Genomic DNA, 15,023 nt, shown 5'->3' on the forward strand with positions numbered 1-15,023 from the left:
GGATATCACAAAAATAATCCTCCGGAGGATCTTCATGACTACCAATTCGTTAGATGGCACGCTTGACCCCACAGCTCCTGCGACTCCTGCAACAACGCTCAGCGCCACCTTCCGCAAGGTAACGCTGCGCTTTCTACCCTTGTTGTTTCTTTGCTACTTGGTCGCGTACCTGGATCGGGTGAACGTCTCGTTTGCCAAATTGCAAATGCTCAATGATCTTCACCTCAGCGAAGCGGTGTACGGCCTGGGCGCAGGGGTGTTCTTCATTGGTTACTTCCTGTTTGAAGTACCCAGCAATATGGCCCTGCATAAGGTGGGAGCGAGGCGTTGGATTGCGCGCATCATGATCACGTGGGGGATTCTATCGGCCGCTATGGCATACGTGGAAAGCTCAACCGGCTTCTATGTGCTGCGGTTTCTCCTTGGTGTTGCAGAAGCAGGTTTTTATCCCGGGATCCTCCTGTACCTCACCCAATGGTTCCCATCTTCACGTCGTGGGCACGCGACCGCATTGTTCGTTGCAGGGAATCCCGCGTCGGGGATTATCGGTGGGCCGATTTCTGGTTACATCATGGCGACCACGGGCGGCGCGTTGGGGCTATCCGCCTGGCAGTGGCTGTTCGTTATTGAGGCCATACCGGCGATCGTGCTGGGCATTGTGGTGTTCTTCTACCTGGACGACTCGATCGCGAAAGCCAAGTGGCTGAATACCGAAGAAAAGACCCTGCTCAACGATGCCCTGGCTGAAGACGCAAAGAATAAAACGCTCACAAACCTCGCGTCTGTGTGGCGTAGCCCCCGCGTTTGGTTGATGTGCCTGATCTACTTCGGCATCTGCCTGGGGTCCAATACTTTCCAGTTCTGGCAGCCAACCATCATCAAAGGCTACGGCATCGATAACCCAATGGTCATCGGCTTGTTGTCATCGCTGCCCTACATGGTTGCATTGATCTCTATGCAGTTTGTTGGACGCAGTGCTGATCGCAGAAGAGAACGTCGGTGGCACGTTGCTGTGCCTCTTCTGGTCGCCGCTGTTGGGTTCACGCTGTGCGTGCTGTTCAAGGCCAACATCATCCTCGCCATGCTGGGTCTCTGCATGGCGGCTGGCGGCGTCATCACTGCGATCGCCCATTTCTGGGGCCTTCCTACGTCGTTCCTGGGTGGTAGTGCCGCAGCATTGGGTATCGCGATCATTAACTGCACCGGCAACCTCGGCAACTTTGTCAGCCCTGTAATCATGGGGTGGTTGATCAGCACCACGGGCTCCATGACCGCAGGGCTCTTTTTGTCCAGTGGCTGGCTGATCATTACGGCCTTTGTGTTGATCAAATTCGTACCCGCCAAAGTTGTTAACCACTGATTGTCCTGAAGCTCGACGCGGGTGACCGCGTCGACACCCTAGCAACGCCTATTAGAGGCTATTGGCGGCTCACACGGTCGCCTACTTCAACAGAGAGAGATCCGTATGGATTTGCATTTGCAGAACAAGGTCGCCCTGATCATGGGCGCTGGCGGCGGTTTAGGCAGTGCCATCGCCAAGACCTTCGCGCAAGAAGGCAGCAAGGTTGTCATTGCTGACATCAACCAGGAAGCGCTGGATGCTGCGCAAGCATCGCTGAAAGCGTTGGGCGCTGATGTCCTGCCGATTCTTTGGGATCTGAGCGACCTGAGTGTTATCGATAAGCATGTTTCGACCATCGAAGCTCATTTCGGCCAGGTCGATATCCTGGTCAACAATACCGGTGGCCCACCCCCAACACCTGCCTATGGTCAGCCGGTTGAGCTCTGGCAGAAAAACTTCCAATTGATGGTGCTTTCCGTCATCGCGATCACCGACCGTGTTCTGCCTGGGATGCGCGAAGGCAAATGGGGCCGGATTATCACCAGCACGTCTTCGGGCGTTGTTGCACCGATCCCTAACCTGGGTATTTCAAACGCTCTGCGCCTGTCGCTGGTCGGTTGGTCGAAGACTCTGTCGCGCGAAGTTGCCCGTGATGGTGTGACGGTTAACGTGATTCTTCCGGGGCGTATTTCCACTGACCGGATCCGTTTTCTTGATGAAGCAAAAGCCAAGCGCGAGAACCGCTCCGTCGAAGAGGTTTCCGCTGAAAGTACGGGTTCGATTCCTGTCGGCCGCTATGGCCTTCCGCAGGAATACGCCGACGTTGTGGCATTCCTCGCCAGCGGCAGGGCTTCGTACGTTACAGGCACAGTTCAGCGGGTTGATGGCGGTCTTCTCGCCAATATCTAACGAGAAATGGTACGAGGAGGGCGCTTGATGCTTGATCAACAAACCGTCGACGTGCTGCGAGGTATATCGACTGCGACGCTGACCACGGTCCTGTTTAAAAAGGGTCTACGCAACGTTTGGCTGCGAGGAGCGCAGCCCATTCGGCCGGGGCAGCCACGTACGGTGGGTGCGGCATTCACATTGCGTTTTGTCCCCGCACGTGAAGATCTGGCGACGCCTGAATCATGGGCGTCGCCGCGTTCGACTCGGGCTGCAATTGAGGCTATGCCTGGCGGTTGCATTGCGGTTGTGGATGCAATGGGTGTGACGGATGCCGGCATTTTTGGCGACATCCTGTGCGCTCGGATGGCAATGCGTGGGATCGCGGGGCTGGTGACAGACGGCGTCATACGAGATGTGGATGGGGTGCTCTCCACAGGCCTCGCTGTCTGGGGGCAGGGCACTGCAGCCCCGGCATCAGTGGCTGGACTGACCTTTGTGAATTGGCAGGAGCCGGTCGCTTGTGGAGGTGTGGCTGTATTTCCGAATGACGTCATCGTCGCCGACTCTGATGGTGCGGTAGTCATTCCTCAGGCGATGCTGATGGAGATCATTGAGCTGGCGGTAGAGCAGGAGCGTCTCGAGACCTGGATTATGTCTCAGGTAAACGAGGGGGCGAGTTTGCCAGGCCTTTATCCGCCCAATGAAGAAAACAAACTGCGTTACGAAAAATCGAAAACGCAGCAATAGACCCCAGGCAGGTAATGCGACTTTCAACGGGTGCATTACCTGCCATTGAAGATCGGTTGCCACCATGCAAATGAACCCTAGAACGCTTGCTCCGTCGATGTCCTCGCTGCTGGCTATGGAATCGTGCGCCCGGCTGGGTAGCTTCACACGCGCGGCAGAGGAGCTTAGCCTTTCGCAAAGCGCAGTGAGTCGACAAATCCAGACGCTTGAGCAATTGCTCAGCGTTGCGTTGTTTGACCGTGTGGGACGTCATGTTGAGTTGACCGATGCTGGGCGTAGTTATGCAAAGGATTTGTCCGTCGCCCTAAGTGCCATCAAAAGCGCGACGACCCGCCTGGTAAGATCCAGGCAACCCGAAACAGCACTTCACCTTGCCGTATTACCCACCTTCGGCACCAAATGGCTGTTGCCACGGCTGTCTGATTTTTACCGTCGCCATCCCTCAATTCAGATCCATATCCACGCCAGAATTGGTGAAGTCGATCTGGAGCACTCGAAAATGGATGCGGCCATTTGTGTAGGGAACGGCCCCTGGAATGAGGCAGATGCCTATCCTCTTTTTCCGGAATTTCTGGTGCCAGTTATCAGTGGTACGGTGGTATCTGAAAAACCAATACGCTCGATCGACGACCTCAAGGAAGCCCGTCTGTTGCGAGGTGCCGCCCGCCCTGAGTTGTGGCTGGACTGGTTGAGCGCTCAAGGAACCGACATAGGCCAAGTTAAACTGGGGCCCCGGTACGAGCTGACGTCTCATCTTTTGCAGGCTGTCAGTGCTGGCTTAGGCGTCGGATTGGTCCCCAGATTTCTGATTGAAGACGAGTTGGCAAATGGGTCTTTGGAAATCCCTCTGGACGTTGTTTCTCCTTCCAGTGCCAGTTATTACCTGCTGGCCGCAGCCGACAAATCCCGGGATGTAGCCCTGGTTGCTTTCAGAGAATGGTTATTGAGCCAGTTATGATAGTGGCCCGTGTATTCATTGTTTTATCGCAATTGGCATAGCCAAGCCTGCCCGGGGACTACAGGTGTGCTACGAAAAGCGATCTGAGTGAGCTTCGGGTAACTGCTCACCCATCTCGCGGCACGCTTTGACCTGTTTAAGCGTCCTGATAAGACCTCACAATTGCGGTGAAGAGGCGCACCCCTGTCGGAATAAGCGCATCGTTGAAGTCGTAGGCGGGGTGATGCAAGGGGCGGGAAGGTTGAGCACCATCGGCGCCCAACCAAAAATAGGCGCCAGGGCACGATTGGAGCATGTAAGCAAAGTCCTCCGAGGCCATTGAGGCTTTCGCGTCCCACTGCACATTCTCATCACCTAGAACCTGCACTGCGACCTCCCGCACGCGCCGGGCGCAAGCCGGATCATTTTGGGTCACCGGATAGCCTTCGCGATACTCAACAGTGCCCGAAGCGCCGAAAGCTACCGGTAACGTTTCGACCATGGCCGTGATCATTTTCTGGATACGGTTACGCACCACTTGATCAAGACAACGCACTGTACCTTTGAGGGTCGCGGTGTGAGGAATGATGTTGTAGGCGCTGCCGGCTTCAATCACGGTGACGCTGAGTACGGCCGAATCCAGCGGCGATATCCGTCTCGACACAATGGTTTGCAGAGAGGACACAAGCTGGCTGGCAACGGTGATCGGGTCGATTCCTTTTTCCGGCATTGCCGCGTGTGCACCGGAACCCTGGATGAGAATTTCGAAGGTGTCCTGCGATGCCATCATCGCGCCCCGGTTCACGCTAACCGAACCTTGGGCGATACCTGGCCAGTTGTGCAACCCATAAACCGCCTGCATCGGGAATCGCTCGAAAAGACCATCTTCAATCATCTTGCGTGCACCACCACCTGTTTCCTCGGCGGGCTGAAAGATAAAGTGAACGCAGCCAGTAAAATCATCGGACTCACAGAGATGCTTGGCGGTGGCGAGCAACATGGAGGTGTGGCCGTCGTGGCCACAGGCATGCATGCAGCCTTCATGGGTAGACGCGTAGGCATGATCACTTTTTTCCTGCAAGGGCAGGGCATCCATATCGGCACGCAAACCAATTGCAGGTCCTGATCCTCGTTGTAGTGTCGCTACGAGTCCCGTCCCGCCAAGCCCACGGGTCACGCTGAGGCCAAAGCTTTCCAGTAGCTGGGCGACTCTTTCGCTGGTACGGTGTTCCGCGTATGCAAGCTCTGGATGAGCGTGAAAATCGCGTCTCCAGGCAGAGGCTTGCGCTATAAGCGATGAAGTTGGCAGGTCGCGAAATGAAGGCATGTTGTTCCTCTCAAGGCCGTCGATATTAGTTAGCATTGACCCAGACAAAACGTGTCTCAAAGTCGTTCTCGGCTGGGCTGTATAGATGACAAGTACTGTGAATCAATAGGGGGCAGACGTGCGTAACGGAATTCCAAGCCTGGGTGCACTTCAGGCGTTTGAGGCCGCGGCACGGCACCAAAGTTTTGCGAAAGCGGCGGATGAGCTGTCGCTTAGCTGCGGCGCCATCAGCCGAAGCATCCATGAACTGGAAACCTTGTTCGGGGTAACGCTCTTTCGGCGAGAACGCCAGCGCGTAATACTTACCGACCCGGGTGCACGGTATGCGGCACGGGTTCGCATTCATCTTGAGCATCTGCGGCGCGATACGGTGGAACTGGTGCGCCAAAGCCGGGAGATCAGTCTTGATATTGCGATTGGGGTCAGCTTCAGCGCCCAATGGTTGATACCCAAACTCAGCGGTTTCTACCGGCTTTATCCTTACATCCGCTTGCATCTGATGGGGCGCGATCAGCCCTACTTTTTCAACAACTCCAACTTTGATGCCGCCCTTTATTTCGGGCGCTCGCTGTGGCCGGGCATGCAAGGGCGTTGCTTGCTCAATGACGATGATTTGATGCTGGTGTGTGCCCCAGGTTTGATGGGAGGGAAGGGTGAACTCTCGCTCGATGAAATCGACCAATTGCCCAGAATCAGCCTGCGAGACATCCCCGACGCGTGGCATGACTGGTGCCTGACCGTAGGGCTTGCTCACTCGGAGGAAACTACCGTCCCCGACCATCGATTCGAGATGTACGTCATGGCCATTAACGCCGCACTCGAGTCGCTCGGTGTCGCCTTGCTTCCCCGCTCGCTCATTTGGAGAGAACTTCAGCAGGGACGATTGATTCAAGCTCATCCAGTTACCCTTCCAAGTCCCGATTTCATTTATTGCGCCTATCCGGATCACACTGCACTTAACAAAGCCTTCCTGTTATTTGAGGCCTGGTTACTGGACACCGTGGCTGAATATCAGCAGGACGCAGCACAGAAACGCTTGCGCCGCTAATCCTCCAGGTGCACATCCATCAATCCTCGAAAGCCGAGCCAGGCTACATAGTCAGATCCAAGTTGCGACTTCACCTGGCGAGCCTCTTCGTCCGGTAGCGCGTGCACCGTTCCGGCGGCTTGGGCGAGGAGCTGGATCTGACAGCAGCGCTCCATAGCAATGAATCGGTAGGCTGCCGCTTCAACAGAGCTTCCAACGGTTAACAGGCCATGGTTCAGCAAGATCGCACTCTTGCTGGTGCCCAGCGCGCGGCCGATGCGCGTACCTTCATCTCCAGAGAGCACGACCACATCGCCCTGAAAAAGCACCTGATTCTCGAAATACGCACATGACTCCTGGTTTAGCGGTAGCAGGGGTTGACGCAATGCCGAGAACGCACGGCCATAGACCGAATGCGTATGTACTGCGGCAACGACGGATGGACATGTACTGTGAATGCCACAGTGAATGGCCACCGCCGCAGCGTTGATTGGCCCGTCGCCTTCCACGATCTCGCCAGCTTCCGTAATGCGGATCAAATGTTCCGGACGGACTTTAGAAAAGTGAACCGCGTAGGGGTTCACCCAGAGATGATCGTGAAACTCTGGATCCCTGACGGTGATATGCCCGGCAATGCCCTCGGCAAGCCCCAGCTTCCCGAACACTCTGAAGGCCGCTGCAAGCGTTCGCTTACGGTGTTCTCGCTCCTGCTGATGACTTGCAAAAGCTTCGGGGATTGGCAGGGCGCCCCCGAGTGGTTTGGGAATGTACATGTCTGCTTGGTGGGTCATTTTGGCACCTTGGGGCAGTAGCGGCGCAACGCGCCGCGTTTCTAGTTGAAAATCAGCTTTTCAAGGGGACGAGGCTCGCGCGGCGCTGAGCTTCCAGGCACAGCACGAGGATGGCACTGAGCGTCATGAATCCTGCAACGACCAGCATGGCGAGGTTGTAGGAACCGGTAGCGTCTTTCACCGCGCCGATGAACCAGCCCACGAACATTCCTGATGCAACACCCACACTCGTGACCAGAGCAATGCCAGCAGCGGCGCCTCGGTCAGACAGGAGGCGAGACGGCAATTGCCAGAACGTACTGATGCTGCAGAAGCAACCGGTGGCGCCGATCGAAAAGGCAATCATCGTCTGGATGGGGGAACTCATGTACAAGGCGCTGGCAAGTGCCAAGGCGCTAATGATCATGGGGGCAGATACGAACGCGACACTGAATGGGCGTTTGCGTACGTAGCGGCCATAGAACGCCATTGCGATGATCGACGCCGTAAAGGGGATGGCCGTGATTTGGCCGACCTCAAAGATGCTGTATTTGACGTTGAAGCTCGCCTCAAACCCTTTGACGACTTGGGGGAGGAAGTACAGGAGGCTGATGATCGTTGCATTGATGCCAAAGTAGACCAGGCCAAGAGCCCAGATTTTTGGATTACGCAGAACCTCGGCGAGGGTTGAGCCTCCAGCCACAGGCACCTCTTTGCGTTCCAACTCCAGCGCCTGCTTGACTTCATCCTTTTCAGCGGGAGACAACCAGGTGCTTTTCTCGGGACTGTCTGGCAACAGTACAAAGACCACAATTCCCATGATGATCGCTGGCAGTGCTTCGAGCAGAATCATGCTACGCCAGCCGCTCATGCCGAACAGCGACACTTCCTGCATCACCCAGGTGGATATCGGTGCACCCAACATGCCGGTAATCGGGATTGCCATGACGAACAGTGACATCAGCCAAACACGGTCACGGGTGGGTAACCACAGGGTCAGGAAATAAACGACACCGGGGAAAAAGCCTGCTTCTGCGGCGCCTAAAGCGAAACGTGCGATGTAGAGCCAGGTTGCATTCTGAATCAGGCAAGACGCGGCGCTGATCAATCCCCAGGTCACCATAATCCTCATCATCCACATGCGGGCGCCAAAGCGATGGAGACAAAGGTTGCTGGGCACTTCGAAGAGGATGTAACCCAGAAAGAACAGGCTTGTGCCGAGGCCGTATTGGGCCATGGTAATGCCGATCTCCTGGTTCATCGTCAGCGACGCATAACCGACGTTTGCTCTGTCCAGCTGATTGATGAGGTACATCAACATCAGCAATGGAGCCAACCGCCAAACGATCTTTCTAGAGAGCTCGGGACTTAACCTCGCGGAGACGATGGGTGCGGTCATAGCAAGTTCTTCCTATAGTCAAGGTGGGTAACCAGACGAGCGCGATTCGAATCGAGGGGTCATTTCAGCATCGGGTTAAAAGTGTCGCAAACCATGCTTTTTCAATGCTTGTTGAGCTTTTATGAACAACTGCTCAGGAATCCCGTTTGTGGTGCGAAAAAGTCTTTTGCGCACAACCATGGGCTGTTATTTCGCCTGTTGTTTTATCGTGAAAGGACTTGGGTGCGGGTCCAGGAAGTATCCGTAGGGGGGAAGTAGTTCGGCGAGCGGTAGTGCCCTTGATCAGTTATGACCACGTACGGGCAAGTTTTTAGAATTGAGGAGTCAGTTACGAAAAAACCTGTGGTGAGGGAGCAAGCTCCCTCACCACAGGTTCAGTGTTGCGCTTAAGTGAACAGCATCGACGTCGTGTCCGGGATTATTTTCCAGCAGTCGTCGTCAGCCGATTCCCTTTATTGAATTCAGGGAGCGACCTGCAAAACCGGGCGCATCAGAATTTCCTCGATGAGCACATTAGCTGGCTGTGCAAAGGCGTAGACCAGCGCCTGGGCAACGTCTTCTGACTTCAATGCATCCAACTGTTCGCGGCGATTCTGTAACGCCTCACTCACGTTCTCACCGAACTCGGTCCACACCGCTCCCGGTTCGATGACTGTGACCCGAATCCGATCCGGGCCCAGTTCTTTACGCAAGGCATCGTGGAACCCAATCACGGCGTATTTGGTCGCGCTATAGACAGACCAGTTCTCGACACCGTATCGACCCCCTACGCTTGAAACCGAACAGATCATTGCCCCAGGCCGCCCTCGCAGAAGAGGTATGGCCTCTTGAGTGCAATTGAGTACGCCATAGATGTTCACGTCGATCATGCTTTTCCAGTCAGCGGCGGTGCTCTGTTCGAATTTCGCGCTGACGCCGAGGCCGGCGTTGTTGAAAAGCAAATCAAGGCCGCCGAATCGCTCGCCAATAGCAGCAAACAGGGCCTTGACCTCGGCCTGATCGGTCACGTCGGCTTGCATGACGGTAACCTTGTCGCCCAAGCGCTGAGCCAATGCCGCAAGACGTTCTGCTCGACGAGCGACCATGATCACATGCACGCCCTCATCCACCAGCAGTTTCACCGTGGCCGCTCCTATACCGCTGGAAGCGCCTGTAATCACAGCAATTTTTCCCGCAAGGTCTTGCATTTTCATTAGAGGTTCCTAATCAAAGCGGCTAGCTTCGGCGGGTTGCCGGGCAGCAAGCATGGCGGTGGGTATGACCAAAACGGCCGATACGGTCCAGGTAATCGTTGAGTGTTTTAATGGTACACCGAGCTACATGAGCTTCCGTTTAGCTTTACTGCACGAAACGTTGAGTCATATTCAACGTTATATGGGCTGCAATGACGGATACTCCGCGCGCCAACTTACAATAATCGACAAAACGCGCGCCGCTCATAGGAGGTCATCATGGAATCTCAATTTCTCGAAAGCTTTGTTGCTGTGATCGAGCACGGCTCAATCGCTGAAGCTGCCCGCCATTTGAATCTGACCGCTGCCGCCATAGGTCTCAGGATCCGCGCACTCGAAGGTGAGTTCGGCACACCCTTACTGCACCGCGCGGGGCGCACTGTGGTGGCGACGGAAGCCGGCTACAGGGTTTTCAGCCGTGCCAATACGGTCCTTAGAGAGATCAACGATCTGCGGGAACTCGCCACCAGTCCTTCTATGACGGGCCAGCTACGGTTGGGGGCAACGTTCAGTGCGATCACCGGTTTGTTACCCCCTATCCTGGCTCGATTCACACACTCCAACCCTCAAGCCAAAATATTCATCCAGCCCGCGTTTTCTGGTGCTCTGTATCGCAGTGTGTGTGATGGTGAACTTGATGCCGCTGTCATGATTGAGCCGCAATTCGAGATCCCTAAAACGTGCCAATGGCATACTTGGGTAGAGGAACCCTTGATACTGCTGACACCCTCTTCGATGGAGGTAAACCATCCTCACGAAACGCTCGCGGGTGAACCTCTTATTCGATATGACCGAAATCTATGGGGGGGCAAGCACGCCGACAGCTACCTCCGTCAGGCGGGCATCCAACCGGTTGAACGTTATGAACTTGAGTCACTCAGCGCCATCAGCCTGTTCGTTAACGAAGGCCTGGGTGTTTCACTGGTGCCCGATTGGACAGGGCCCTGGCCTGAGGGGTTATCCCTCAACAAGTACTTGCTCCCTCTCGATGGCTTCAATCGCCGCGTTGGGTTGCTGTCGAGCAAGGCTTCCGTTCGCACAGGGCAAATAGATGCCCTGATCGAAACCGCCAAGGTGTGCCTGCCTCATCTCAGACGTGACGATGGCTCATTGATCAAACGGTTTGCCCACTAAACCGGGCCAACACCGTGCCAGGCTAGGCTCCAGCAACGTTCAGACGTCAGCTCGACGATCGTAACGGGCAAGACGTTTGAGCAAATTGTCGACTTCAACGCGCGCCTTCTCCGACATCGGTGCTGCAGGTTTGCGTTGTGCAGCGGACGTCAAGATTCCACGTTTCATCATCACGTACTTACGAACGGCCAAGCCAACGCCTGGCTGTTGCTCATAACGAAGCAACGGCAGGTGGGCATCGAACAAATCATGGGCTTCTTCAATCTGGCCCGCTTTAGTCATTCGCACCACATCGCAAAGCATATCGGGGAAGGCATATCCGGTATTTGCACCGTCGGCGCCACGGGCCAATTCGTACTCCAAAAACAAACCGTTGTTACCCACCATGATGGATATGTGGCGCATGGTGCCTTGCGCTTCGAAGTTGCGCAGAGTGGAGATTTTTTCAAGCCCCGGCCAATCTTCATGTTTGAGCATTACGCATGAAGGCAGCTCCGTAACGATGCGTCGAATGACGGGCGGTGACATCTGCACCGAGAAGGTCAGTGGATAGTCCTGCAATACGAAAGGGACGTCACCGCCAATGGCATCCACAGCCTGATGGTAATAGTTGACGATTTGGTCATCGGTGCGCAGCGTGTTTGGCGGCGCGATCATTACCCCGGCAGCGCCGCGATCCATCACTTCATGCGTAAGCGCGCGCATGGACGCAAATCCTGGAGCAGACACGCCGACAATAACGGGAAGCTTCTGGGCACGCTGGATAACCTGGCTGGCAATATCCAGCGATTCGCAGTACTCCAGTTTCGGCGCTTCGCCCAATTGACCCAATACAGTCATGCCGGTCGAGCCGCACTCCAGGTAAAAATCGACCATCCTGTCTATCGAGGATTTATCGATGTCGCCGTTATCGAAAAAGGGCGTTGGGGCGATTGGAAAGACGCCATTGGCATCGGCAGTAAGAGGCATGATCAACTCCAGATTCAGGGCCAGATGAACGGCTCGTGAGACACTCGCCTTCATGGTTCTGTGTGTCAGGGTAAGACGTGATACTCAGCGCGACAAACGCTGATTACTCATCAAATTCATGCGGTTTTGATATCAATTGAAGATTGTCCTCCGCAGCACTGTCGGGAGCGACCCAGCCTTGTAGATTATTTCCTGCGAGGCACTGAACACTCTTGGTACTACCAGTCAGCCTCTTAAAAAGCTGCGGATTTATGATGCACCCCATCGGTTTATCTAACCTTTGGGGTGCATTCAGTTTGCGCGGGAACTATCAAGGACTAGAGGCTAAACCGCCCAACCATAGTGTTCAGATCCAGCGCCAGACGCGCCAGCCATTTCTCGCCGCGCTCGTCTGATTGGCCCCGGTGGCCGACTGCACCGACAAATCACGAATGTTCACCAGATTGCGGTCCACTTCGCGGGCCACTTGCGCCTGTTCTTCGGCGGCGCTGGCGATCACCAGGTTGCGTTCGTTGATTTCGACAATGGTGTTGTTGATGGGCCCTTCACGCCATTCGACAAAGGCATCCCGACGGCAGACTGCTGGCCCACGTAAAGGTGGCCAAGGTTGCTCACCATCGGCCGCTGTATCGACAAGAGAAAATCTTCGCCCGAGCCGGTCTGGCGAACGCCCGTTCGACCTTGGCGCAATGGGTTGGCGTCTGCGGGGTGCAGTTACAGCTATTGGTGGATGCGTTGCGCGATGCAGTGCTCGAGCATGGCGTGATCCACGCCGATGAAACGCCGGTATAGATACTGACACCGTGCGCCAATGCCCACCGCTGTCATGGGCTGAAGCAGCTGATTATTCGAAGTGAACCTGTCAGATAATTTATGTAGCGGGGAACAAGTCGATAGGTTGCCCTCCTTAAAATGAGATGACACCAACAAATACTATGTTGGTGCAACCCACTTACTGGAAGGTTCCAATGAAAACCCTTAAAGCTTTGTTGATCGTTACTTTGATGAGTGCGTCTGTTACCGCGATGGCCGAAGGTGGTGGTGATCAGGTCATGGCCAGAATGGACGCCGCGCGTGATGCAGCGATGGCGCATTATCAACAGACTAAAGATACCAGCAATGTCGCGAGTACTCAGAAAACTAAAGACGCCAGCGCTGTCGCGAGTAATCAGAAATCAGGTTCAGAAGCGGCAAAGCGCACTAACTGACAGTGCTTCATCGATCATATTACCTTCGCTGCCAAAATATTCACCATCCGTTTTAAGTGTCATGGGATATAACCGATCCCTGTGAAACCTGGTTTGATCCGGGCCAGTCATTTACCGTGTAGTGGTTGGGCTTGTCAGTATAAATTATTGAAATAACTATGGTTTTTAAGAACAGCCGACCAAATGTGAGAATGCACCACTGACTGGGCCGCCCAAGAGCCGGATAAACTTTCCGACTTCGATTACATCGGGAATCGCAAGTAAACACACCGCGAATGATTAATCGCCGAAATGGAACAGTTGGTGCACTGGAGTAGGTTGCGGAACCTGATACGAACCGTATTACCCCAAGGTCTATGGCGGTAGGAAGCCTTTTCCGCTGGAAACTATGCGGTGAATTCGCCTGCCGACAAACGAGCTCGCACTCAGCGACCCTGCGATGGAAGAAACGCTCCATGGCGTAACTTCACTACATCTATTTGCGCGCCTGATGCTAATCGCCTGATCGTTTGTTGGTTTTTTTGTGATCGACTCGACGCCTTCGGTGAAGTTGTTCGGAGTTTCCGAGTAAAAAACTGAGTGCATAAAAATAACTACTCCACAAGTTAAGTAAAATTAATCAGGGAGTTCGTATAGCAGTGAAAATCTCATTTCGATTCAGCCCGCTTTTCGTCGCGCTGGCTACAACGATGTCCACCTGCGCCCACGCAGACGATGCCACCAGCACCGCCGGCAGTAAGGATGGATTCATTGAAGGCTCGAGCTTAAATCTTGCCCTGAAGAACTACTACTTCAACCACGATCGCCATGACGGCAAGCAGGACAGCAAGGAATGGGGCCAGGGCTTCATCGGCATCTTCGAGTCCGGCTTCACCCAGGGCCCTGTCGGTTTCGGTATTGACGCCAATGCCATGCTCGGCTTGAAACTCGATGGCGGTGGCGGCAGCGGCGGTTCGAGTATCCTGCCGATCACTGAGCCAGACCCGAACAAGAACAACCTTTACGGCAAAGCCCCGACGGACTTCTCGTCAGCCGGCGGCGCGTTGAAGATGCGAGCCTTCGACACGGTGCTGAAGGTCGGTGACCTGTTCCTTAACAACCCAGTGATCGCCGGCGGAACCACGCGTATGCTGCCGATGACCTTCCAGGGTTTCAGCCTGACCAACACTAGCTTCAACCACCTGACGCTGGACGCTGGCCAGGCGAGCTTCACCAAGACGTTCAACAGCACTAACAACGAGCGCATCAGCACCTACTACGCCACCCTGCCAGAGGGTGAACACAGCCAGCACATGGACTGGGCCGGTGCTGTCTACACCGGCGTGCCGGGCATGACCTCCAGCCTGTACGCCTCGCAACTCAAAGACATCTGGAACCAGATTTACTACGACCTGGACTACAACTGGGCGCTCAATGATCTGGTCAGCCTGAACCCCGGCTTCCACTACTACCACACTCAGGACAGCGGTCAGGCGTTGCTCGGCACCATCGACAACAACACCTACAGCCTGCACCTGGGCGTGACCGTGGGTTACCAGACCGTCACCACGTCGCTCCAGAAAGTCAATGGCAATACACCGTTCGACTACATCCAAGACGGCGACAGCATCTTCCTCGACAACTCTCAGCAGTACTCGGACTTCAATGCTCCGGGCGAGAGATCCTGGAAACTGCAATACGCGTATGATTTCATGGGCTGGGGCGTGCCAGGCCTTACCTCGGCGGTGTCCTACACCCGCGGGACCATGGACCTGACCAAGGCCACCACCGCTGCCGACTCCGGCTACAGTTACTACAACGCTGATGGCAAAGACGCCAAGCACTGGGAACGTGACGTCGACCTGAAGTACGTGGTGCAGGAGGGCCCGGCAAAGCATCTCGGTATGCGCCTGCGTTGGGCCACTAACCGTGGTGGGGACGGCTACAAGGCCGTCGACCACGATGCAGACGAATACCGCATAATCATTGATTATCCGATCAGCGTGCTCTAACAAGCGCTCAATCAAGAAAGCCGGTTCTTTGAACCGGCTTTTTGTATTA

General features: G+C 55.1%; 13 protein-coding genes and 3 pseudogenes. 10 read left to right on the forward strand and 6 right to left on the reverse strand.

Going from position 1 to position 15,023, the window contains the following annotated elements; all coding sequences use genetic code 11:
* Positions 1-34 precede the first annotated feature (34 nt).
* The 4 genes from JFU37_RS26235 to JFU37_RS26250 all read left to right on the forward strand — a co-directional run bounded on the left by JFU37_RS26235 (position 35) and on the right by JFU37_RS26250 (position 3,938).
* Positions 35-1,360 carry an MFS transporter gene (locus JFU37_RS26235; protein ID WP_201119942.1) on the forward strand — a complete coding sequence of 442 codons (1,326 nt, stop codon included), beginning with the start codon at positions 35-37 and terminating at the stop codon, positions 1,358-1,360.
* 105 nt (positions 1,361-1,465) lie between these two features.
* Positions 1,466-2,251 (forward strand): SDR family oxidoreductase, encoded by a 786-nt coding sequence (locus tag JFU37_RS26240; protein ID WP_201119943.1) that lies wholly within the window; start codon positions 1,466-1,468, stop codon positions 2,249-2,251.
* A gap of 27 nt (positions 2,252-2,278) precedes the next feature.
* Positions 2,279-2,980: a ribonuclease activity regulator RraA gene (locus JFU37_RS26245; RefSeq protein ID WP_242485828.1), complete on the forward strand. Its 702-nt coding sequence runs from the start codon at positions 2,279-2,281 to the stop codon at positions 2,978-2,980.
* Between the two features lie 64 nt (positions 2,981-3,044).
* Entirely contained in the window at positions 3,045-3,938 is an 894-nt protein-coding gene (locus JFU37_RS26250) for a LysR substrate-binding domain-containing protein (protein ID WP_242485829.1), read from the forward strand.
* A 136-nt stretch (positions 3,939-4,074) separates the two neighbouring features.
* Here JFU37_RS26250 and JFU37_RS26255 read toward each other — a convergent pair whose 3' ends face one another.
* Positions 4,075-5,244, reverse strand: coding sequence for a M20 aminoacylase family protein (locus JFU37_RS26255; protein ID WP_201119945.1), 1,170 nt, complete (start codon positions 5,242-5,244; stop codon positions 4,075-4,077).
* Positions 5,245-5,362: 118 nt separating this feature from the next.
* Here JFU37_RS26255 and JFU37_RS26260 point away from each other — a divergent pair, with 118 nt between their 5' ends.
* Positions 5,363-6,292, forward strand: coding sequence for a LysR substrate-binding domain-containing protein (locus JFU37_RS26260; RefSeq protein WP_201119946.1), 930 nt, complete (start codon positions 5,363-5,365; stop codon positions 6,290-6,292).
* Here JFU37_RS26260 and JFU37_RS26265 read toward each other — a convergent pair.
* From JFU37_RS26265 to JFU37_RS26275, 3 genes are all read right to left on the reverse strand, one after another.
* A complete protein-coding gene (locus JFU37_RS26265; RefSeq protein WP_201119947.1) occupies positions 6,289-7,062 on the reverse strand; it encodes a class II aldolase/adducin family protein in 774 nt (257 codons plus the stop codon). The two genes, JFU37_RS26260 and JFU37_RS26265, sit on opposite strands and share 4 nt — an antisense overlap.
* 52 nt (positions 7,063-7,114) lie before the next feature.
* A complete protein-coding gene (locus tag JFU37_RS26270) occupies positions 7,115-8,440 on the reverse strand; it encodes an MFS transporter (RefSeq protein ID WP_201119948.1) in 1,326 nt (441 codons plus the stop codon).
* A gap of 461 nt (positions 8,441-8,901) precedes the next feature.
* Positions 8,902-9,633, reverse strand: a complete 732-nt coding sequence (locus tag JFU37_RS26275) for an SDR family oxidoreductase (protein ID WP_201119949.1) — start codon at positions 9,631-9,633, stop codon at positions 8,902-8,904.
* A gap of 258 nt (positions 9,634-9,891) precedes the next feature.
* Here JFU37_RS26275 and JFU37_RS26280 point away from each other — a divergent pair, with 258 nt between their 5' ends.
* On the forward strand, positions 9,892-10,806 hold the full coding sequence (locus JFU37_RS26280) for a LysR substrate-binding domain-containing protein (RefSeq protein ID WP_201119950.1): 915 nt from the start codon (positions 9,892-9,894) through the stop codon (positions 10,804-10,806).
* A 39-nt stretch (positions 10,807-10,845) separates the two neighbouring features.
* Here the strand turns inward: JFU37_RS26280 and JFU37_RS26285 are convergent, their stop codons facing one another.
* The gene (locus JFU37_RS26285; RefSeq protein ID WP_201119951.1) at positions 10,846-11,775 is read right to left on the reverse strand and encodes a dihydrodipicolinate synthase family protein; all 930 of its coding nucleotides are present in this window, start codon (positions 11,773-11,775) and stop codon (positions 10,846-10,848) included.
* A gap of 317 nt (positions 11,776-12,092) precedes the next feature.
* Positions 12,093-12,313: pseudogene (locus tag JFU37_RS26290) on the reverse strand (methyl-accepting chemotaxis protein); the annotation flags it as partial.
* Between the two features lie 3 nt (positions 12,314-12,316).
* Here JFU37_RS26290 and JFU37_RS26295 point away from each other — a divergent pair.
* The 4 genes and pseudogenes from JFU37_RS26295 to JFU37_RS26305 form a co-directional block, all read left to right on the forward strand.
* Positions 12,317-12,564 (forward strand): annotated as a pseudogene (locus JFU37_RS26295) (IS66 family transposase); the annotation flags it as partial.
* Between the two features lie 179 nt (positions 12,565-12,743).
* A complete protein-coding gene (locus JFU37_RS26300; protein WP_201119952.1) occupies positions 12,744-12,983 on the forward strand; it encodes a co-regulatory protein PtrA N-terminal domain-containing protein in 240 nt (79 codons plus the stop codon).
* Between the two features lie 282 nt (positions 12,984-13,265).
* A pseudogene (locus JFU37_RS30865) lies at positions 13,266-13,485 on the forward strand (IS5/IS1182 family transposase); the annotation flags it as partial.
* A 136-nt stretch (positions 13,486-13,621) separates the two neighbouring features.
* Complete coding sequence (locus JFU37_RS26305) at positions 13,622-14,974, forward strand: OprD family outer membrane porin (RefSeq protein ID WP_201119953.1); 1,353 nt, start codon at positions 13,622-13,624, stop codon at positions 14,972-14,974.
* Positions 14,975-15,023 lie beyond the last annotated feature (49 nt).

The organism is Pseudomonas sp. TH41, assembly GCF_016650695.1.
Lineage (GTDB): Bacteria > Pseudomonadota > Gammaproteobacteria > Pseudomonadales > Pseudomonadaceae > Aquipseudomonas.